The sequence below is a fragment of the Streptacidiphilus melanogenes genome (genome assembly GCF_000787835.1).
Taxonomy (GTDB): Bacteria; Actinomycetota; Actinomycetes; order Streptomycetales; family Streptomycetaceae; genus Streptacidiphilus; species Streptacidiphilus melanogenes.
On the sequence record NZ_BBPP01000003.1, the window covers coordinates 354,018 to 372,454 of the forward strand.

The window sequence follows — 18,437 nt, forward strand, 5'->3', positions numbered from 1 at the left end:
GGACGGGCGTCCGACACCGGCGAATCGTCGCGCCGGACGCGAGGCCGACGCATACGGTGGGCGGGCGAGATCTTGCTCGCGCAGGTCGACACACCCCATCGAGGAACACCAGCCCATGCGTGTGAAAGCCTACGCCGCCCCGGCCGCCGGCCTGCCGCTGGCCCCGACCACCATCGAACGCCGTGCCGTGGGGCCGAACGACGTCCTCATCGCCATCCGGTATGTCGGCATCTGCCACTCCGACATCCACACCGTCCGGGGCGAGTGGGGCCCGCAGCCCTTCCCCGTCGTGCCCGGCCACGAGATCATCGGCACCGTGACCGCGGTCGGCGCAGACGTCACCGCGCACCGGGCGGGTGACCGCGTCGGGGTCGGCTGTCTGGTCAACTCCTGTGGCCGGTGCGCCCCGTGCCTCGGGGGCGACGAGCAGTACTGCACCGAAGGCCCGGTCTTCACGTACGCCTTCACCGACCACGACGGCACCACCACCCAGGGCGGCTACTCCACCCACATCGTCGTCGACGCCGACTTCGTGCTGTCCGTGCCCGACAGCCTCGATGCGGCCGCCGCGGCTCCGCTGCTGTGCGCGGGCATCACCACCTACGCCCCGCTGCGCCACTGGGGAGCCGGTCCCGGCAAGAAGGTGGCGGTCGTCGGGCTCGGCGGCCTCGGCCACATGGCCGTCAAGATCGCCCATGCGTTGGGCGCCGAAGTCACGGTGCTCTCCCAGTCGCTGAAGAAGCAGGAGGACGGCCGCCGCCTCGGCGCCGACCACTACCACGCGACATCCGACCCAGGCACGTTCACCGAACTCGCGCGGCGCTTCGACCTGATCGTCAACACTGTCAGCGCCGACCTCGATCTCAATGCCTACCTCGGCCTGCTCACCGTGGACGGTGTCCTCGCCAACGTCGGGGCCGCCCCCGGTCCGCTGACCGTCGACGGCTTCCTGCTCGGCAGCGCCCGGCGCGTACTGACCGGTTCCATGATCGGCGGCATCGCCCTGACCCAGGAGATGCTCGACTTCTGCGCCGAACACGGCATCGTCGCCGACATCGAGATGATCTCCGCCGACCAGATCAACGAGGCCTACGAGCGGGTCCTGGCCTCCGATGTCCGCTACCGCTTCGTCATCGACACCGCCACCATCGACTGAGGAGCCACGCGGGCGCGCACGGCGAAAGGACCCCGCGCCGTCTCCGCCGTTCCGTGCCGCACCCGCTGTTCCCCTGGGCTGAGGAGCCCGATCGCCGAGGCGGGAAAGGTCAGGACCGCGCGGTTCGGAACGCGAGATACCGGTTGAAGACTTCCTGGCTGTCGGGAGTGAAGCGCCACCTCGACAGGGCCGAGTGAAGCTCCGACTCGGTCAGCCAGTCATGCCAGGCGATCTCATCGGGATCGGGGACCACAGCATCAGGAATCACGGCTTCATGTACGCCGAGCCAGTGAGGGCTCCAGCCGCTGCGGTTGATGACCGTGAACAGCAAGCGCGGCAGGCAACGGATGCCCAGCTCTTCGGCCAGCTCCCGCGCGGCAGCCTGTTCGTAGGATTCGCCGACGTTCACGGCGCCGCCCGCCATGACCTCATAGTGCCCCGGGAAGCGCGACTGGTGGTCCGCCCGCCGATGGACGAGGATCCGGCCACGCCCGTCCCTGCACACCGTCGTGGCGATTCGATGCAGCCAACCCTCCCGGACGGCCTGCCGACGGGTGACCACCCCCAGGACACGATCGTGACAGTCGACCCGCTCCACCAGCTCATCCACGAAGCACACCCTGGCAGAACCCACTGACAACGCCCTTTCTCGGCTGGTCGGTGCGGTGTCGCCCGCACTGGCTCATGCCCGCGCTGTTCCTTCGATGGCCGCCGACTCGATGTACCGCAGCGGTGAGGATTCCAGCCTTCGCCGTTGATGCCCGGCCGACGCGTCAGCAGCGCCGCCCAGGACGTCGTCGCCGCGTGCGGCGCTGCGGCGTGCTTCGGCGACGCGTCCTTGGCCGTACAGAGCCCGGGCCGCGCCGTGCAGGGATTCGGCGTGGCGGAAGGTGTCTCCGAGCTTGTGGAACAGGGTCCCGGCCTCGGCGAACCGAGCCTCCGCCTCGATGTGGTCCTCGAGCACCAGGTAGGTGAATCCCAGGTTGCGGATCAGGGTCGCGACGAGCTGGCCGTTGTTGCCCGAGCGGGAACAGGAGAGGGCTTCTTCCAGGTCCTTCAAGGCCTCCTGCGGACGGTGGAGCTGATGATGGCTTATGGCTCGACTGTTCAGGATCTTGGCTGCGGCGGTCCAGTCTTCGGACAGGCGGGCGATGGACAGGGCCTCGGCCACGAAGGTGAACGCCGCGTCCTGTCGTCCTGCCCTGGAAGCGCAGGACGCGGAGCGGTTGAGCACGGCCAGTTGCCCGTTGTGGTCCCCGAGCCGGCGATACGTGTCCAGCGCCGCGACGAGGTGGGGCTCAGCGGATTCGGGTCGGCCCGTCTCCTCCAGGGCGGCGGCCATCCCGAGGCGCAGCCACGCGGTCGCAGCCTCGTCCCGGGCGTCCGGGACGGTCTTGAGCATGGCCTCGCCGACGGCCAGCACCTCGTGCCAGCGGCGCTCGATCCCGAGGTACCAGGCGACCGCCGCGAAGAGGCGGGAGAACATCAGCGCATCACCGTGGCCATGGGCCAGATTGACCGCGGCCAGAAGATTCGTCACCTCCCGCTCCGCCCACGTCATGGCCTCCGCCTCGCTGCCGAAGTGCACAGCAGGGTGGGCAGTCCACTCGGAAGGCGGCATCAGCGAGTGCAGGTCCGGCCTGACCGCGCGCTGTGCCGCCACGCCGACGACCGCGTACCACTTCAGCAGTCTGGAGACCGCCGCATCCCGTGCGGCGGCCGGCTCCTCCGCCAGCAACACCTCCCGGGCGAAGACCCGTAGCAGGTCGTGCATCTCGTAGCGGCCGAACTCCTTCGGCTGAAGCAGGTGCTCGTCAGCCAGGAGCTCCACCATCAGATGGGCGTGGCCGGCGTCGAGCCCGGCCAGGGCCGCGGTCGACCCCACGGTGACGTCACGGCCCGGATGGGCCGCCAGGAGCCGGAACACACGTCTGGCCGCGCCGGGAAGTCCGTCGTAGGACAGGCGGAACACCGGCCAGGGCGACCGGTTCCCCTCCCGCAGCCCCACAGCCGGATCCGTCCGCAGGTGACGCACCAGATCGGCCAGCTTCCACGCCGGACGCGACCTCAGGCGTGCGGCGACGATCGCGACCGCCAGTGGCAGGCCGCCGCATTCCCTCACAAGCTCGGCTGCCGCCCGCGGTTCGGCCCGGACCCGGTCCGGCCCGACGATCCGGACCAGCAGCTCGGTGCTCTCGTCGTCGGTGAAGGTGCCCAGGACGATCGGCCAGGCGCCGTCCAGCCCCGTCAGGCGACGGCGGCTGGTGACGAGCACCAGGCAGTTTCCTCCGGCCGGGATGAGATCGCGTACCTGGCGTTCGTCCGCCGCGTTGTCCAGCAGCAGCAGCGCCCGGCGATCGTGCAGCTGGTCCCGGAACAGGGCAGCACGCTCGTCGACGTCGGCTGGGATCCGCTGGGACGGGATCCCGAGCTGACGCAGGAAGGCTTCCAGGACACTGGCCGGATCCGCCGGAGGGCGCTCCGCGTCGAAGCCGCGCAGGTTCACATACAGCTGCAGGTCGGCGAAGTGGCCCTCGGCAGCCAGGCGGTGAGCCGCATGGACGGCCAGCTGGGTCTTGCCCACCCCGGCCATGCCCTCGATGGCGGAGATCACCACGGTGCTGCGGCGCGCACCACTCACGGATCCCACCGCCTGCGCGAGCAGCTCGCCGAGTTCCCGCTCCCGACCCGTGAAGGTGGCCAGCTCGGCGGGCAACTGCCGCAGCACTCCCGAGGTGCCCCCGGTCCTGGCCTCGGCATGGACCCGCACGCACGCCTGTCGCCAGCGAGCCACGGTGGGCGCGTCGGCCCCCAGCGCGCGGACGATCGCCACCACGAGGTCCAGGTCCAGGCGACGCCGGCCCATTTTGAACAGGTCCACGATCGTGCTCGGTGAGACGTCGCGGGCCGGCCGCAGTTGCGCGCCCACCCGCTTGGCGAGCACCCGGTACGAGGGCATCCCCGCCCAGGCGCGCAACTCGTCCAGCAGACCGACGAACCCGGCCAGATCCTCGGCCCTGTCCGGATCGGGCATACCGTCCCGCTGTTCCCCCACGACGCCCCCATGCGAACGGTGCCCCTGCCGACAGGATTCTAGGAGCGGAGCGTGCGCAGTTTCGTACGGGAATCGAGACGGCGACGACCACCGAGGTTCCCTCACGTCCCCGACGCCTGCCCCTCTTCGGCGCGGGCGTGCCGGGGCACGCCGTGGGGGCGGTCATCGTGCCGAGTCCCTTGGTGCCTATGTCTCCCTGACGGTCAGCCGGTGCATCGGTGTCCGACGCGGGCTCACCATCGCAGCACTGTCCGCAAGGCCGCGGTCGTCAGGCCTGCTGTGTGCGGCGGGCGTAGGCGCGGGCGGCTCGTGCCCGGTCGCCGCAGCGGGTCGAGCACCACTGGCGGCGGCCGTGGCGCAGCAGGTAGCGGGTGCAGGGAGGGGAGCCGCAGGCGGTGAGTCGGTCGGCGTCAGGGCCGGTCAGGAGCTCGGCGGCGTTCTCGGCGAGGGCCGCCAGGGCGTGTTCGAGGATCTGTGTCGTCGGATGCGGGGTGGCCCGGTAGGGCCCGGTGCTCCGGTCCCAGTGCAGCAGGGCGATGGCGGGGCTGCGCACCAGCGCGTCGTTGACCGCCGCGAGGGCTGTGGGCGGCGCCGGCACGCCTTCCACCCGGGCGGCGAGCAGCGCCCTGATCTGCTCGCGCAGCGACCGCAGTTGGGCGGCGCACATCTCCCTGATGCCGGCGTCGTCGGGTGCGAGCCCGTGCATGGTGAGCCACTGGTTCGCGCTGTCCGGCGTGCCGAGGAGGTCGATGACGTGGCCGCCAGGCAGCGCGAGGGCGCTGTTGGCGAAGTCGAGTGCCAGGTAGACGTCTGCGCCGGGAGCGGGCTCGGGCGCAGCATCCGCCGTGTCCCGCGCAGGCTCCAACACGGGCTGTGCCATGTTCCCGGGCGTGAGCGGCTGCGCGGGCTCCGGCCCGGACGCGGTGGCGGCGATCGGCTGCATGCTTCTCATGGTACTGCTTGCGCCATCCGTGAGAACCTGCCTACGATCTCCTCACGGATCAACCGAATCCATCCATGAGAGTGGTGTTCCATGGCTTCCTCCCACAGTGCCGAGCAGCAGCTCCCCGTGCGCGTCCTCGGCGGGCCCACGGCGTCCTTCGAGTACGGTGGCCTGCACTTCCTCACCGACCCGACCTTCGACGAGCCCGGCGACTACCAGAACCCCGGTCGGCCGCTGCTGACCAAGACGGCTTCGTCCGCCGCCCAGCCCGCCCAGCTCGGGCGGATCGACGTGGTCCTGCTCTCCCACGACGAACACGCCGACAACCTCGACCGCAGCGGCCGGGCCCTGCTGGCCGACGTCGCGCTGACCCTCACCACCACCAGCGGCGCCCAGCGCCTCGGCGGCACAGCGAAGGGCCTGGGGGACTGGGAGCAGGTCACGATCGACCGCCCCGACGGCGGCACCGTCACCGTGACCGGCGTGCCGGCGATCCACGGCCCCGGCAAGCGCGAGGAGGTCGAGCCGTTCACCGGACAGGTCACCGGCTTCGTGCTGACCGGCGAGGGCCTGCCGACCGTCTACGTCAGCGGCGACAACGCCTCGCTGGAGGCGGTCGGGGAGATCGCCGCCCGGTACGCCCCGGTGGACACGGCCGTGCTGTTCGCGGGCGCGCCGCGGTTCCCCGTCCTCTTCGGCGGCGAACCGCTGGTGCTCGACAGCGAGCAGGCGGCCCAGGCGGCACGGATCCTGGGCGCGCGCCGGGTCGTCACCGTCCACCACGACAGCTGGGCGCACTTCACCGAGGGGCGGGACGAGATCGTGGCCGCGTTCGAGGCCGCAGGGTTGGCCGACCGCCTCGTCTGACGTCCGCCGAGCCGCGCCCGGCTGACGCCGCGTCGTCCGCATCTTCCGCTTTCCAAGGGCCCGGCCCGCCGGTCGTGCCGACGGCCCGCGTGCCCTGCCCACGGCGCTGCGATGCGGCACGGGAGCCGTGCCGGGCGGCGACGGCGGGACGATCTGCCAACACGCGGGCGCTCGCAAGCCGCATGCTGCTCATCCGAGCACCTGCGAAGGTTCACGTGTCGGGGCGGCGCCGGGGGCGAAGCCGGTCGAGCAGGCGGCGCCGTTGACCGGGCGGCGGATCGGTCGGCGGTGGGGTGGGGGAGGGGCGGCGTTGGGCCACCAGGGCGGGCAGGCCGTCCAGGATCGGCGACAGACCGAGGCGGGCGAGCGCGAGGTTGGCCTCGGGGCGTCGCAGGGTCAGATGGACGAAGGCGTGGCCGGTGGCGGTGGGCAGGGACTTGGTGTGCTGCAGCGACACGTGGTGCGCGCCGGTGAGGACGAGCTCGTCGGGGACTTCGCCGTCGGGGGGTGCGGCTCGGGCGTAGGCCAGAGCGGCGTAGGCCGACTGATGGGCGAAGCCGACGGGGTAGTCGGGATGTTGGGCCAGGGCGAGGGCACCGCCGCGGGTCAGGTCTCCGAGTACCACGGCCACGACCCCGGGCACGTCCAGGGCGCGCTCCAACGCATCGGCGAACGAGGTGACCGGCCCGGTCGTCAGGTTCGGCGTCCACAGGACGGGGGAGGAGCCCACGAGCCGGTTCTCTCGCATCCTGGAAGGGTCAGATGACCAGGTTGTCCTCGATCTGGCGCAGACGCAGCCGGGCCATGGCCAGGTTGGCGCGGGAACGGTTGAGGGCGAGGTAGACGAAGTGCCCCTGGCTGCCCTTGGCGGTCATCGGGCGGATCAGGTGGTACTGGCCGCCCAGGGTGATCAGGATGTCTTCGATCCCTTCGTGGTGGAGGTTGAGCATCTCCATGGTGCGCATTTTGGCGCGGACGACTTCGGTGTTGCCGGCCGCGGCGACGTTCAGGTCCAGGTCGGGGCTGCTGCCCAGGGTTGCCAGGGCCATTCCGCTGTTGTAGTCGACGATGGCAACGCCAACGGCGCCGTCGATGGCCATGGCGTCCTTGAGTGCGCTATCCAGGTTTGGCATGTGCGGCACCCTACGGAGAGGGGGAACGCAGCCTTGCCGGCTTGACGAAAGTGACCTCTATTGCGCTTGGTGGTGCGTTCATGTGATCGGTCGTGTGTGCGAAGTGACTACTGCAACAGCCACGGCTGTGATGCGGCGTCCGTGAGCGCGGCCGCGTTGGTGTCGGCGCTGGTGTGGGGGAGCAGCGCTGCGGGGTTGGGCCCGCGGGTGCCGGCGGGGCCGGCTCGGGGCCGGGTCCGGATCATCGGCATGCACGGGAGGTCGGGGCGGATCGGCCCCGGCCTCCCGTTGGGGTGCTGCCAGTCAACTGGCGCGTAGCGGCGCCGGGTCAGTGGCCCCGCGGGTGCTCATCGAGGCCGGGAAGGGCCTGCGTGCCCTCGACCTTGACGGCCGTCAGCTTGCGCGGGTTGAGCCCCAGGACGGACAGGATCGTGGGGGCGACCTGGGTGGTCTCGACCGAGGCGGACTCGACCTGGGCCGGGATGCCCGGGCCGTCGACGATCATCAGGACGTGTCGGTCACCGGTGTTCATGCCGCCGTGCTCGGCCAGCTTGGTCGGCTTCGAGTAGACGATGCCCTCCTGGACCTCGCCGAAGACGTCCGGGGACTGGCCGTTGTGGACCGAAGCGCCGAAGAAGTGCGCGGCGGATGCGCCGGCCCAGATCCGTGCCAGGCCCGAGTGCGCAACGGTGACCGGCTTCTTGTTGACGTCGTAGCCTTGCGCGGTGTGGTCCCACAGGTAGCTCTTGACGAAGTCGCATGCGGCCTGTGAGTTGTCCGAGAGGTAGGACTGCCACAGGTCGTCGTCGGTTCCGGCGACGATGAGGCTCTGGTTGCCCGGATGCGTCTTCGCCCAGGCGGCGTTGATCGCGCTGATGATCGGGCCGTCCTGGACGGTGACGAGCTTGTTGGGGTCCTGCGGGGACTGACCGTGCTTGGCCGTCACAATGATCGTCGTCGAGCCCGCGAGGCCGTCCTTGTGAATGGCGGCGACCATGCGGCCGAGCTGGGTGTTGACGTAGTCGAGCGCGCTGGAGAGCACCGGTCCGGGGACGAGCTTGTCCTGCACCCACTGGTAGCCGCCCGGTTCCGGAGCGCTGGTGGTGTAGTTGCCATGGGCGTCCGGACCGATCAGCGTCGTCGGGGTCGAGCGGATCTTCTGAGCGACCGAGACGGTCTGGAAGTTCATGCCGAAGATGGCCGGGGTGCCGACCCTGGTCTTGCCCGAGTGGTCGCGGCCGCCGATCTCATTGAGGACGGCTTGGACCTTGTAGCCGTCGTACTGCTTGGTGGCGGCGTCGATGTGGGCCCAGTCGTCATCCTGCGGGTACGGGACGCCGTTCGGCATGACGGCCTGTGAGTCGATCTCCGGCGAGAAGAGGTCGTCGATGCTCTGGCCGTTCGAGCCGGGACCGTTGAAGGACGCGTAGACCTCGTGCTTGTCGGACCACGCGGTGCGCAGTCCGGCGTTGTGGATGACCTGGAAGATCGTGTTGTCGCCCAGGTAGTCCCACGGGGTGATCGGCTTGCAGGTCTTGGGGTCGACGGGGAACGTCTTCGGGTTGAGCGACGTCTTCGGGTCGAACTTCAGGTTCATGATCGCGGCCGGGTCGGTGTCGACACCCCGGGGGAAGACCGAACCGTTCTCGTCGAACGACGGGAAGGTGCCGTTCGCCGGGTTGATGAAGTCGTCGACGTTCGCCAGCGCGTCGTCCGGCGAGTCGTAGATGACGTCACCACCGGTGGCCGGCCGCCCAGGGGTGCAGGCGGCGCCCGCCTCGTCCGTCTTGTGGCTGTACTCGACGTCGTAGTACACACCGGTGGACTTGGGGTTGCCGCCGGTCATCAGCGCGGTGCCGCCCGGGTCGGAGTCCGAGGGGTTGGACGTCTCCGCATGGGTGTACTCGCTGCCGGTGTGCGTCAGTCTGGCAAGCGTCGAGCCCGGGTGGTTGGCGATATACCAGTCGAGATCACTCTGGTGCATGCCATCGACCGAGATGAGCAGGACGTGCTTGCCGGCGGACGCGGCTGCCTCAGCGCTGGCATTCAGTGCCGGAAGCCCACACAGCGCGGCTGCCGTCGCCGTAGCCAGCCCGACCAAGGCCGGACGGGTGTACTTGGGCATCGTGCTCTCCCTACAAGTCGAGCCAGTGAAGTCGCACATTGCTGTGCGCGAGAATGATTCATCGCCCAGGCGGGCCCACGAGGAAAAGTGAGTGTCCATCAGACAGCTTTCAGGCGACGTCCGGATGTCGCGGGACCTCGCGAGCGCTTGCCGCGACCGGGCACCGGACCCTGATCCGGCCCACCTCGCACCTGCGTCTCTCGGCCTGGCTTCACCGCGCCGAGGTCTTCGCCCGCGGCCGGCCGAGCCGCGTGCGGGTGACTACCTTTCCGGCCGTAGCTTCACGCGAGTTTGCGGACTTCGGCTTGATCCCGATCCGGTCGACCGTGCACAGTCAAGTCGCGCTCACCAGCGTCAAGTTACCATCCAGACACCGCACTTGAGTCCGTACCCCGGATCAAAAAGGAGTCCCGATGTCCAAGCTCTCCGCACGCCTCGCCGCTCCACTGCTCCTCGCACTGGCCACCTTCGGCGTCGCCACCCCGGCCCACGCCAGCACACCCCTGACGGCCGGCTTCGGTGTCGGGGCCTGTACGGACGACGGCCTGATGCCGGGCAAGGTGAACGTCGACCAGTTCGACTGCAGTGCCTGGGCCAGCGGGGGGACCGGCAGTTACACCTACACCTTCAGCGGCGTGGCCTACGCCACGTTCCTGGGCTACATCAGCCCCGACGACGGCTGGGGCATGTGCAACGAGGGCCAGCACGCGACCGTGCAGGTCACCGTGACCGACTCCTCCGGCGCCACCGCGACGGCCCGGACCACCTTCCTCTGCGCCGACCTCTAGCCCGGCGGCACTCCCGCTCGGTCGCGGCCGATCAGTGACCCGACAGTCCCACGCGCGCGGCGTACTCGCTCAGACCCTGGCCGGTCGCCCCGGCCCAGCCCACGTAGCCGTCCGGGCGCACGAGGAAGACACCGTCCCCGTACGCCTGGTAGGACGGGATGCGGATCCTGCGGACGTCGGCTCCGCCGAGCGCCTCGTCAGCGCTCAGCCCCAGGGGCCCGACGGTGAGCAGCGTCCACTGCGGCCCGGCGAACGCGTCGAAGAGGCGGACGCCGCCGTGGCGCCCGTCGGGTGCCCGGTCGCCGGCCCGCAGGGCCTGCGGGTCCAGGTCGGCGCGGGTCTCGGCCGCCAGCGACGACTCCCGGTAGCCCAGGTCCAGTTGCTGGGTGGCCCGGCCTCGGCGGGCCTCGCCCCGGTGTACCCGGGTGGACAGCTCCAGCATCCGCGCCGCGTTGGGCCGCCGCTCCTCCTCGTAGGTGTCGAGCAAGGAGTCCGCGGCCGCATCGGCCAGGACCGAGCCCAGCTTCCAGCCCAGGTTGTAGGCGTCCTGGATGCTGGTGTTCAGCCCCTGGGCCCCGGCCGGCGAGTGCACGTGCGCCGCGTCGCCCGCCAGCAGGACCCGCCCGGTGCGGAAGCGCTCGGCCAGCGCCGCGCGTGGGCGGAACTCCGAGGCCCAGCCTACGGCGACGACACTCTCGCGGCCCAGGTGCGAACGCCGGGCGACGAGGCGTCGGATCCCGTCCAGGGTGAGGTCGAGCTGGGTCCCCTCGGCGAACTGGGCGACGAGCTGGAACTGCTCGCCACCGGGCAGTGGGCACAACGCCAGCAGTCCCGCGCCGGGAACGGCGTCGGCCGAGGACGCGTCGGCCGACGGGAAGACGTGCCAATGGTCGCGGTCCAGGCCGGTGACCGTGACGTCGGCGACCATCATGAGGTCGGGGTCCACCGTCTCGCCGGACATCTCGACGCCCGCCAGTCGGCGCACCGTCGAGCGTCCGCCGTCGCAGGCGACCAGGTATCGGGCGCGCAGCGCAGTCCCGTCGGCGAACCGGGCCGTGACGGTGTCCGCGTCCTGGCGCAGGGCGACCAGCTCGCGGTCGAACTCGACCGCGCCGCCCAGCTCGCACAGCCGACGGTGAAGTGCCTGCTGGGTGCGCCACTGCGGCAGCATCAAGGTGACGGGGTAGGGCTCGGCCTCGGACGGCTCCGCGGTCTCGTCGTACATGCGGCTCGTGCGCTGGGGTTCGCCGTCCCTCCAGAACAGGTTCGCCGGATAGCGGCCGGCTACGGCGCGGATCTCCGCCAGCACCCCGAGGTCCTCCAGAACCTCCAGGGTCCGCGGCTGGAGCCCTTTCCCGCGCGAGCCGGGGAACAGCGCGTCGGCCCGCTCGACCAGGCGCGCGTCGACGCCGCGCCGGGCGAGGTCGGCGGCGAGCGTGAGGCCGGTGGGGCCGGCGCCGACGATGAGCACGTCCGTGTCGAGGTCCGCGCCGGCGCGGGGAGCCGGGGGAGGGATTGCCATGGAGAGTCTCCTTAACGTTGTTAAGTTGATGCGCTGCCGAGCCTGCCCTTAACGGCGTTAAACTGTCAACCGTGACCCCGCAGCGAACCGCGAAACTCGACCGGCGCCTGGTCGCCGACACCGCGCTCAGGCTCCTCGGCGAGCTCGGCCTGGAAGGCGTCACCCTGCGCGCGATCGCCGCCGAACTGAACGTCAAAGCGCCCGCGCTGTACTGGCACTTCAAAGACAAGCAGGCGCTGCTCGACGAGATGGCGACCGAGATCATGCGCCGGATGACGGCGGACCTCTCGCACCTCACGGAGCCCTCCGCGCCCGTGCGGGCGGAGGCGGAAGCGCCGGCCGAGGCGGGGGAGAGGGCAGGCGAGCAGGACTGGCGGCCCGCCTACCTGGGCACCATGCGCACCTTGCGCGCCCACCTGCTGCGCTACCGCGACGGCGCGCGCGTCTACAGCGGCGCCCGCTTCACGGACCGCTCCTACGCGCCGAACCTGGACGCGAACCAGCGCCTGCTGGTCGGCGCGGGCTTCAGCGTGGCGGCGGCCAGCCGGGCCTGGTACACGGGCTACACCTACACCATCGGCTACGTCATCGAGGAACAGGCGATGGGCCCCAACCCGTTCGACGGCACGGACGGCTACGACCTCGACGCCCGCGCGGAGCGCCTGGCGGACTACCCCCTCGCAGCGGCCGCGGGCGGCGAGATGTTCCAGGATTTCGATCAGGGCTTCGAGCAGGGCCTGGCGGTGCTCCTGGCCGGCGTCGAAGCGACGCTGTCACCGCGCTGACCCATACGCCCCGTTCAAAGACGTCAGGCGCCCGGCAGGACCCGATCCTGCGCCGGTCTGCCTGCGGGCCCCCAGCTCGGCTTGCCGCCGGGCAGTGAGCGGTCCCCGGCCTGACCCAGCGACATCAGGAACAGGCTCTTCATCGCGGTCAGCCCCCGCGCCCGTCGCACCGCCGCCTCGTCGGCCGCGCGTAGCCGGCGAAGAACCGGGCGGTGCCGCCCGCGGGGAGCAGCAGCCAGGCGGCCGCGAGGTCCTATGCCGGGTCGCCTCCGAAGGCTGCGCCCAAGTCGACGACGCCTGCCAGTGTCCCGTCCGCGACGACGACGTTCGCGGGATGCAGGTCCCCGTGCACCCACACCCGCGGGCCCTCCCACGCGGGGGCCGCGACCGCGTCCTCCCACACCGCCCGGATGGAATCGGTGGAGCTGGGGGCTGGGGGCCGGGGTCCCGGGTCGCGACGCCGGCGCGTCGCGACCCGGGACGGATCCGCTCACCCCCACGCGCCGGCGATCTGCCGGGTCGTGGCGTTGAGACGGTTGAACATGTTGGTGACGCCGATCATCAGGACGATCGCCGCGAGCTGCTTCTCGTCGAAGTGGGTAGCGGCGGCGTCCCAGACCTCGTCGCTGACCGCGTCCGCGCGGTCCGCCAAGCGGGTCGCGGCCTCGGCCAGGGCGAGCGCGGCGCGTTCGGCGGCGGTGAAGTAGGGGGTCTCGCGCCAGGCGGCGACCGTGGCCAGCCGCTCGTCGCTGACGCCCGCCTTGCGGGCCGTCTTCGCGCCCGCGTCCACGCAGGCGCTGCAGCTGTTGATCTGACTGACCCGCAGGTGCACCAGCTCCAGCGTCGCCGCGTCCACCCCTGCGTTGTGCGCGGCCTTGAAGATCTGCTGGATCGGCTGCATGGCGTCGGACAGGACGACGGCGGGGTTCTGCATACGGGACTGCATCTTCGGTGTGCTCCTCTTGGTGGTCTGTCGCCCTGTTCCGATCTGGGCGTGACTCCATGACAGCCGTATCCGCTTGCCAGGACGACGGGCGTGGGACACCGTGGGACAGCTGGAACGGTCTTGAGCAGCGCGGGTCCGTCCCGGGAAATCTTCGCGGGGACGGGACAACAGGAGGCGGGGGAGACAACGGTGGTGCAACCGCGGGCGGTAAAACCCGAACCGCAGGACGAACTCGCGGCGCGGCTGCGGCTGTTGCAGGAGCTGTCCGGACTTGGCCTGCGGGCGCTCGCCCGCGAGACCGGGCTCAGCTCCTCGTCGCTCTCGCGGTACCTGAGCGGGCAGACCGTGCCGCCCTGGCCGGCCGTGATCGCGCTGTGCCGCCTGGTCAAGCGCGACCCGCGGCCGCTGCGCCCTGTATGGGAGCGGACCTCGAACCCGCTCCCGGCCCCGCCGAAGAGCAGCCGTCAGGTGCACTTCCCTCCGCGTAACGATCTGCCGCGCGACGTGCCCGACTTCACCGGCCGCGCCATTCAACTCGCCGCCGTGCTCGACGCGGTGGCCGGCAGCCGGGTGGTCGTCGTGGACGGCATGGCGGGTGTCGGGAAGACGTGCCTGGCGGTGCACGCCGCTCACCGCCTCGCCGACGACTACCCGGACGCGCAGCTCTACCTGGACCTGCACGGCTACACCGCAGGCCGGGAGCCGCTGGGCGCGGATCCCGCGCTGCGATCCTTGCTCACCGCCCTCGACGTCCCCTCCGAGCGGGTCCCGCTAGCAGGCGTCGAGCAGCTCGCTGCCTGCTGGCGCGCGGAGTTGGCCCGACGGAAGGCCGTCGTGGTGCTCGACAACGTCGCCGACGCCGAGCAGGTGCGTCCGCTGCTGCCGGGCGCGGGGCCGTCCGTGGTGCTGATCACGAGCCGCAACCGGCTGGTGGGGCTCGACGAGGTGCCCCCGGTGTCCCTGGACGTGCTCACCGCTCAGGAGAGCGCACAGCTGCTGGCCCGCGCCAGCGGAGAGCCCGACGGGCCCGAGGGACGGCTGGCCCGCGACACGGAGGCGGCCGCTGAGGTGCTGAGGCTGTGCGGCCGGCTGCCGCTCGCGCTGCGCCTGGCCGGGGCCCGCCTGCGGCACCGGCCGGGCTGGACGGTCGGCGTTCTGGCCGAGCGGATGGCGGGCGGCATCGGTGAGTTCGACAGGGCGTTCGCGATGTCGGTCCGTCAACTGGACCGGGCCACCGGCCGCTTCTTCCGCCTGCTGGGCCTGCTGCCGGGGTCCTCCTTCGACGAACACCTGGCGGCCGCCCTGGCGCAGGTGTCTGCGCGCAGCGCCCGCACGATGCTGGAGGACCTGCTGGACGCGCACCTGCTCCAGCAGCCGACGGCAGGCCGCTACCGGATGCACGACCTGGTGCACCAGCATGCCCGCGGGGCCTGCGAGGAGCAGGAGTCGGACGCGGACCGGGAGCGGGCGCTTCGAAGGCTGCTCGACTACTACGTCCATGCGGCCGCGGTTGCCGACGCCGCGATGCCGTTCCAGTCTCGCAGCCGCGCGGTCACCGCGGGCCAAGCCCCGATGGAGCCGCCGAGGTTCACCGGCAAGGACGCGGCGTACGCGTGGTATGCCACCGAGTACGAGAACCTGGTCGCCGCATTCGAGACGGCGTGCGCCACCGGTGCCGACGTCCACGCATGCGAGCTGCCGCGGTTCATGCGCGCGTTCTTCGCGCGCAGGTGCGGCACTACGCACCTGAACGTCCTCTTCGAGCGGGCGCTGGCGGCAGCGCAACGCCTCGGCGACCCTCTGCAACTGGCCGAGGCCCACAGCGATCTGGGCTTCGCCCGCTACAACGCCGGCCGGATGGCGGAGGCCGCCGACGCCTACGATGCGGCGGCGACACTGATGTCCGAGACCGGCGACGTGTGGTCGCAGGCCGAGCTGACGATGCGTCGCGGGTTCCTGCGGTGGGATCAGGGGCACGTCGAGGAGCCGCTGGAGCGGTTCCGCGAGGCGGCGCGACTGTACGCTGCCGCCGGCAGTCCCACGGGCCGCGCTCACGCGACCGCCTGCGAGGCGTGGGCGCTGCTGCAGCTGGGCGACGAGGAGCGGGCGGCCCGGCTGGCCCGTGAGGCACTGGCCGTGCCGCATGACGACCCGACGTGGCCTCCAGCGCTCACGGCCCTGATCACCCTTGGTGTGGCCATCGCCCCAGACCAGCCGGAGGAGGCGACCGAGCACCTGCGTCGTGCGGTGGCGCTGGCACGTGCGGACGGACACCGGCACAACGAGGCGTGGGGCCTCAACTGCCTGGGGGTCGCGCTGCGGCGCATGGGCCGCTACGAGGAGGCGCTGGCCAGCCACCGGGACGCGTTCGCGCTCCTGGAGGAGCTGTTCGAAGAGCATTGGAAGATCCACTTCCTGAACGGCTACGCCGAGACGTGTCGCCTGGCCGGCCTGCCGGACCAGGCCCTGCGCCTCCATCGCGAGGCCCTCGAACTGGCCTCCGAGCTCGGCTTCCGCCACCAGGAGTCGCTGGCACGGGAGGGCATCGCCGCCCTCCTGGAGCCCACGCCCCGGGCGTCAGGGCACGGTGTCTTCCAGGAGGGGGTGCAGGACCAGCCGCGGTAGGCCGCCTGGCCGCTGGTCGGCGGCTCGGCCGGGGATGCGATCGCGCCCGGCCCCTGACCCGTCCCGGCGGAGTCTGTCGGTGTCGGCTTCCAGACTCCGAAGATGGCGACATGGCAGTGCTTGGGGCAGGAAGGACGGACGTCCGGGCGATCCTGCGGAAGGACGGGTCGCTCCGGGTGAGCGGACGGAGGTGGGCTTTCCTGGGCTGGACCTGGCCCGGGCCGCCCGCCGACCCGGAGTGGCCCGTCAGGGCGTGCGGCGCACCGCCACCAGGCTCGTCAGTGATGGCCTCGCGGTATCCGGGACAACCCCGACCACCGCACCTCCCCTGCTTGCCCGCGCCGACGCCGGACACCGGGCTGAGCGCCATCACTACCCGGGTCGCCGCCGCACACCAGGCCACGACCCGCCAGGCGGTCCCACCCGATGCTCCTGGGGCCGCGCAGGACACGAGGGGCCCGGCTGCCTTCGGCTGCCGACCCCTCGACGACGTTCTCACCAGGGGAGATCCCACATCCCTTGGGGGGAGGAGAGTTGAGGCCGTACCCGATCGGCCCCCCGCAGGACGACGGACACTCCCACGACGACAGCGCCGGTGAGGATGTGTTGTGAGGGGTCACGCATGCGAGGACTCCTTCCGTTTCCGGTGGCTCTGATCCAGCAACAGTCCACGCGCATAGACAAAGAGTTCGTGCGAAGGGTAAGAACGGACTCCTCGTCACTTTTCCACGACCTCTGCGGCAAAGGAGCCTGCCTTGGCGCGCGCACGGACTCTCAAGACCCACTCTCGTACCCTCGCCACGCTCACCGTGGGGGTGGCCGTCGGCGCCCTGGTGGGAGGCGGCAGCCTCGCACTCGCCGGCGGCCGGGTCCCGACCAGCGACAAGCAGATCACCAACATGACCGACGAGGTCAACGAGATCAAGGCGTACTACGGCGACACAGTGGACGCCAACGGCGAGCACTGGGCCTCACCGAGCAGCAACTACGCGATACAGGTCCAGGGCATCGAGGCCAAGGCCGAGAAGTACCTGGCGCAGAAGATCAAGCACGACCACAGCGGCAAGCGCGCCGTCGTCCTGGACGTCGACGACACCGCCCTGTCCACCTACAACTACGAGCTCGAGACGACCTTCGTCTACAACCCGGCCAGCAACGCCCAGTACATCGCGACCAAGAACTTCCCCGCCGTCTTCGGCATGAACAACCTTGCCAACTGGGCCAGGACGCAGGGCTACACCGTCTTCTACATCACCGGAAGGCCCGAGTCGCAGCGTGCCGACACGGTTCGCCAGCTGACCTCCCAGGGCTACCCCGACGCGGACGACAGCCACCTGTTCCTCAAGAACACCACGAACCCGCCGACCTATCTCGCCACCTGCGCCACCCCGACGTGGACCTGCACCACCACGCAGTACAAGTCCGGCACCCGCGCCTACCTGGCCTCGCAGGGCTGGGACATCACCGCCAACTTCGGCGACCAGTACAGCGACCTGAACGGCGGCTACTCGGAGCAGACCTACAAGCTGCCGAACCCGATGTACTACCTCCCGTGAGCGGGCGCGCGCCCGCTCACGGGAGCTGGCGCTGACCCCCGCCCGACGAGCTGGTCCCGGCACTCGCCGGGACCAGCTCCCCGCACAGGTCGGACGCGGCGGCCCGCACGTACCCGGCCGGTCCGACAGTTGCCCCCCGACTACTACCACCTCGACACCGCACTGGCGTGCTCGACGGCGACGAGGTCATGGACTGCGCGGGAGCCTTCTTGCCGGGCAGCGACCTGTACCGGCACGGTTCTCCCCCGACGTTGCCGAGTGCCCTGGGTGGGGTCCACCGGTGTGAAGCGACGGTGTGTCAGTTCGGTGGGCGGCCACGGCCCGGGCGGTGTGATCGACAGTGGCGGAAGGCGAATCCTTGCCGAGACCTTCTTCCGTCGTCTGGAGTTGATCGTGACCTTCTCACTGTCGGGGACAACCGACCGGCGGGTTCCCGTCGCCTGGCAGGGTGCTGCCCGGGGCGGCGGCCGGGGCCGGGCGCTGGCTGTGGCGGCAGGCGTGCTCTGCGCCGCCGTCGCGCCGGTGGCGCTGTCGGGGACCGCACGCGCACAGGGCACCTGCACGGTGTCCGGCCCCACCACCACCTGCACGTTCGCCTCCACCGGCGCCGAGCAGACCTTCAGCGTGCCCAGCGGGGTGTCCTCGGTCCAGGTGACGGCCATCGGCGCGGCCGGTGCTCTGAGCTTCGGCAGCGCCCCGGGTGGGCGGGGCGCTGCCGTGAGCGGCACCCTGTCGGGGCTGAGCGGCGGTCAGACGTTGTACGTCGAGGTCGGTGGTGCTCCCGTCCACACCGGGAGCTGTGTTGGATCGGTGCCGTGCATCGGCGGGTTCAACGGCGGCGGTTCCGCCCCCAACAGCGGCGCCGGCGGAGGCGGCGCCTCCGACATCCGCACCCAGCCCAGCACGACCCCCCTCACCACCACCGATTCCCGCCTC

Annotated in this window: 15 protein-coding genes and 2 pseudogenes; 7 read left to right on the forward strand and 10 right to left on the reverse strand. The window is 71.0% G+C overall.

Going from position 1 to position 18,437, the window contains the following annotated elements:
• Positions 1–115: 115 nt before the first annotated feature.
• Complete coding sequence (locus tag TR49_RS05460; RefSeq protein ID WP_042377644.1) at positions 116–1,156, forward strand: NAD(P)-dependent alcohol dehydrogenase; 1,041 nt, start codon at positions 116–118, stop codon at positions 1,154–1,156.
• 109 nt (positions 1,157–1,265) lie between these two features.
• Here TR49_RS05460 and TR49_RS05465 read toward each other — a convergent pair whose 3' ends face one another.
• The 3 genes from TR49_RS05465 to TR49_RS05475 form a co-directional block, all read right to left on the reverse strand.
• Entirely contained in the window at positions 1,266–1,766 is a 501-nt protein-coding gene (locus tag TR49_RS05465; RefSeq protein ID WP_439654078.1) for an NUDIX hydrolase, read from the reverse strand.
• Between the two features lie 72 nt (positions 1,767–1,838).
• A complete protein-coding gene (locus TR49_RS39650) occupies positions 1,839–4,190 on the reverse strand; it encodes an ATP-binding protein (protein WP_052434030.1) in 2,352 nt (783 codons plus the stop codon).
• A gap of 289 nt (positions 4,191–4,479) precedes the next feature.
• Complete coding sequence (locus TR49_RS05475; RefSeq protein WP_042377898.1) at positions 4,480–5,091, reverse strand: CGNR zinc finger domain-containing protein; 612 nt, start codon at positions 5,089–5,091, stop codon at positions 4,480–4,482.
• 153 nt (positions 5,092–5,244) lie between these two features.
• On the opposite strand from TR49_RS05475, the gene TR49_RS05480 reads away from it, so the two are divergent.
• On the forward strand, positions 5,245–6,021 hold the full coding sequence (locus tag TR49_RS05480; RefSeq protein ID WP_042377648.1) for an MBL fold metallo-hydrolase: 777 nt from the start codon (positions 5,245–5,247) through the stop codon (positions 6,019–6,021).
• 211 nt (positions 6,022–6,232) lie between these two features.
• On the opposite strand, the gene TR49_RS05485 is transcribed toward TR49_RS05480, so the two are convergent.
• The 4 genes from TR49_RS05485 to TR49_RS05495 form a co-directional block, all read right to left on the reverse strand.
• Entirely contained in the window at positions 6,233–6,769 is a 537-nt protein-coding gene (locus tag TR49_RS05485; RefSeq protein WP_042377650.1) for a hypothetical protein, read from the reverse strand.
• A gap of 10 nt (positions 6,770–6,779) precedes the next feature.
• Positions 6,780–7,154: a hypothetical protein gene (locus tag TR49_RS05490; RefSeq protein ID WP_042377652.1), complete on the reverse strand. Its 375-nt coding sequence runs from the start codon at positions 7,152–7,154 to the stop codon at positions 6,780–6,782.
• 107 nt (positions 7,155–7,261) lie between these two features.
• Positions 7,262–7,405 (reverse strand): hypothetical protein, encoded by a 144-nt coding sequence (locus TR49_RS43570; protein WP_160311542.1) that lies wholly within the window; start codon positions 7,403–7,405, stop codon positions 7,262–7,264.
• Between the two features lie 77 nt (positions 7,406–7,482).
• Positions 7,483–9,279, reverse strand: coding sequence for an alkaline phosphatase family protein (locus tag TR49_RS05495; protein WP_042377654.1), 1,797 nt, complete (start codon positions 9,277–9,279; stop codon positions 7,483–7,485).
• Positions 9,280–9,692: 413 nt separating this feature from the next.
• Between TR49_RS05495 and TR49_RS05500 the strand changes: the two genes are divergently transcribed.
• Complete coding sequence (locus tag TR49_RS05500; protein WP_042377655.1) at positions 9,693–10,067, forward strand: hypothetical protein; 375 nt, start codon at positions 9,693–9,695, stop codon at positions 10,065–10,067.
• A 31-nt stretch (positions 10,068–10,098) separates the two neighbouring features.
• On the opposite strand, the gene TR49_RS05505 is transcribed toward TR49_RS05500, so the two are convergent.
• A complete protein-coding gene (locus tag TR49_RS05505; RefSeq protein ID WP_042377664.1) occupies positions 10,099–11,589 on the reverse strand; it encodes an FAD-dependent monooxygenase in 1,491 nt (496 codons plus the stop codon).
• A 71-nt stretch (positions 11,590–11,660) separates the two neighbouring features.
• Between TR49_RS05505 and TR49_RS05510 the strand changes: the two genes are divergently transcribed.
• Positions 11,661–12,374, forward strand: a complete 714-nt coding sequence (locus TR49_RS05510; RefSeq protein WP_042377666.1) for a TetR/AcrR family transcriptional regulator — start codon at positions 11,661–11,663, stop codon at positions 12,372–12,374.
• A gap of 23 nt (positions 12,375–12,397) precedes the next feature.
• On the opposite strand, the pseudogene TR49_RS05515 reads toward TR49_RS05510, so the two are convergent.
• Both TR49_RS05515 and TR49_RS05520 read right to left on the reverse strand, forming a co-directional pair.
• Positions 12,398–12,792, reverse strand: a pseudogene (locus TR49_RS05515) (phosphotransferase); the annotation flags it as partial.
• A gap of 72 nt (positions 12,793–12,864) precedes the next feature.
• Positions 12,865–13,320, reverse strand: coding sequence for a carboxymuconolactone decarboxylase family protein (locus TR49_RS05520; RefSeq protein ID WP_042377668.1), 456 nt, complete (start codon positions 13,318–13,320; stop codon positions 12,865–12,867).
• Between the two features lie 189 nt (positions 13,321–13,509).
• Here TR49_RS05520 and TR49_RS05525 point away from each other — a divergent pair, with 189 nt between their 5' ends.
• The 3 genes and pseudogenes from TR49_RS05525 to TR49_RS42470 form a co-directional block, all read left to right on the forward strand.
• On the forward strand, positions 13,510–15,945 hold the full coding sequence (locus tag TR49_RS05525; RefSeq protein WP_236653229.1) for an ATP-binding protein: 2,436 nt from the start codon (positions 13,510–13,512) through the stop codon (positions 15,943–15,945).
• 755 nt (positions 15,946–16,700) lie between these two features.
• Positions 16,701–17,501 (forward strand): HAD family acid phosphatase, encoded by an 801-nt coding sequence (locus tag TR49_RS05530; protein WP_052434031.1) that lies wholly within the window; start codon positions 16,701–16,703, stop codon positions 17,499–17,501.
• A gap of 393 nt (positions 17,502–17,894) precedes the next feature.
• Positions 17,895–18,437: pseudogene (locus TR49_RS42470) on the forward strand (glycine-rich protein); the annotation flags it as partial.

Excerpts from the sequence above, each read along its gene's own strand:
- TR49_RS05460 (WP_042377644.1), top strand. The coding sequence starts at position 116 with ATGCGTGTGAAAGCCTACGCCGCCCCGGCCGCCGGCCTGCCGCTGGCC.
- TR49_RS39650 (WP_052434030.1), bottom strand. The coding sequence starts at position 4,190 with ATGCCCGATCCGGACAGGGCCGAGGATCTGGCCGGGTTCGTCGGTCTG.
- TR49_RS05475 (WP_042377898.1), bottom strand. The coding sequence starts at position 5,091 with ATGGCACAGCCCGTGTTGGAGCCTGCGCGGGACACGGCGGATGCTGCG.
- TR49_RS05480 (WP_042377648.1), top strand. The coding sequence starts at position 5,245 with ATGGCTTCCTCCCACAGTGCCGAGCAGCAGCTCCCCGTGCGCGTCCTC.
- TR49_RS05485 (WP_042377650.1), bottom strand. The coding sequence starts at position 6,769 with ATGCGAGAGAACCGGCTCGTGGGCTCCTCCCCCGTCCTGTGGACGCCG.
- TR49_RS05490 (WP_042377652.1), bottom strand. The coding sequence starts at position 7,154 with ATGCCAAACCTGGATAGCGCACTCAAGGACGCCATGGCCATCGACGGC.
- TR49_RS43570 (WP_160311542.1), bottom strand. The coding sequence starts at position 7,405 with ATGCCGATGATCCGGACCCGGCCCCGAGCCGGCCCCGCCGGCACCCGC.
- TR49_RS05495 (WP_042377654.1), bottom strand. The coding sequence starts at position 9,279 with ATGCCCAAGTACACCCGTCCGGCCTTGGTCGGGCTGGCTACGGCGACG.
- TR49_RS05500 (WP_042377655.1), top strand. The coding sequence starts at position 9,693 with ATGTCCAAGCTCTCCGCACGCCTCGCCGCTCCACTGCTCCTCGCACTG.
- TR49_RS05505 (WP_042377664.1), bottom strand. The coding sequence starts at position 11,589 with ATGGCAATCCCTCCCCCGGCTCCCCGCGCCGGCGCGGACCTCGACACG.
- TR49_RS05520 (WP_042377668.1), bottom strand. The coding sequence starts at position 13,320 with ATGCAGTCCCGTATGCAGAACCCCGCCGTCGTCCTGTCCGACGCCATG.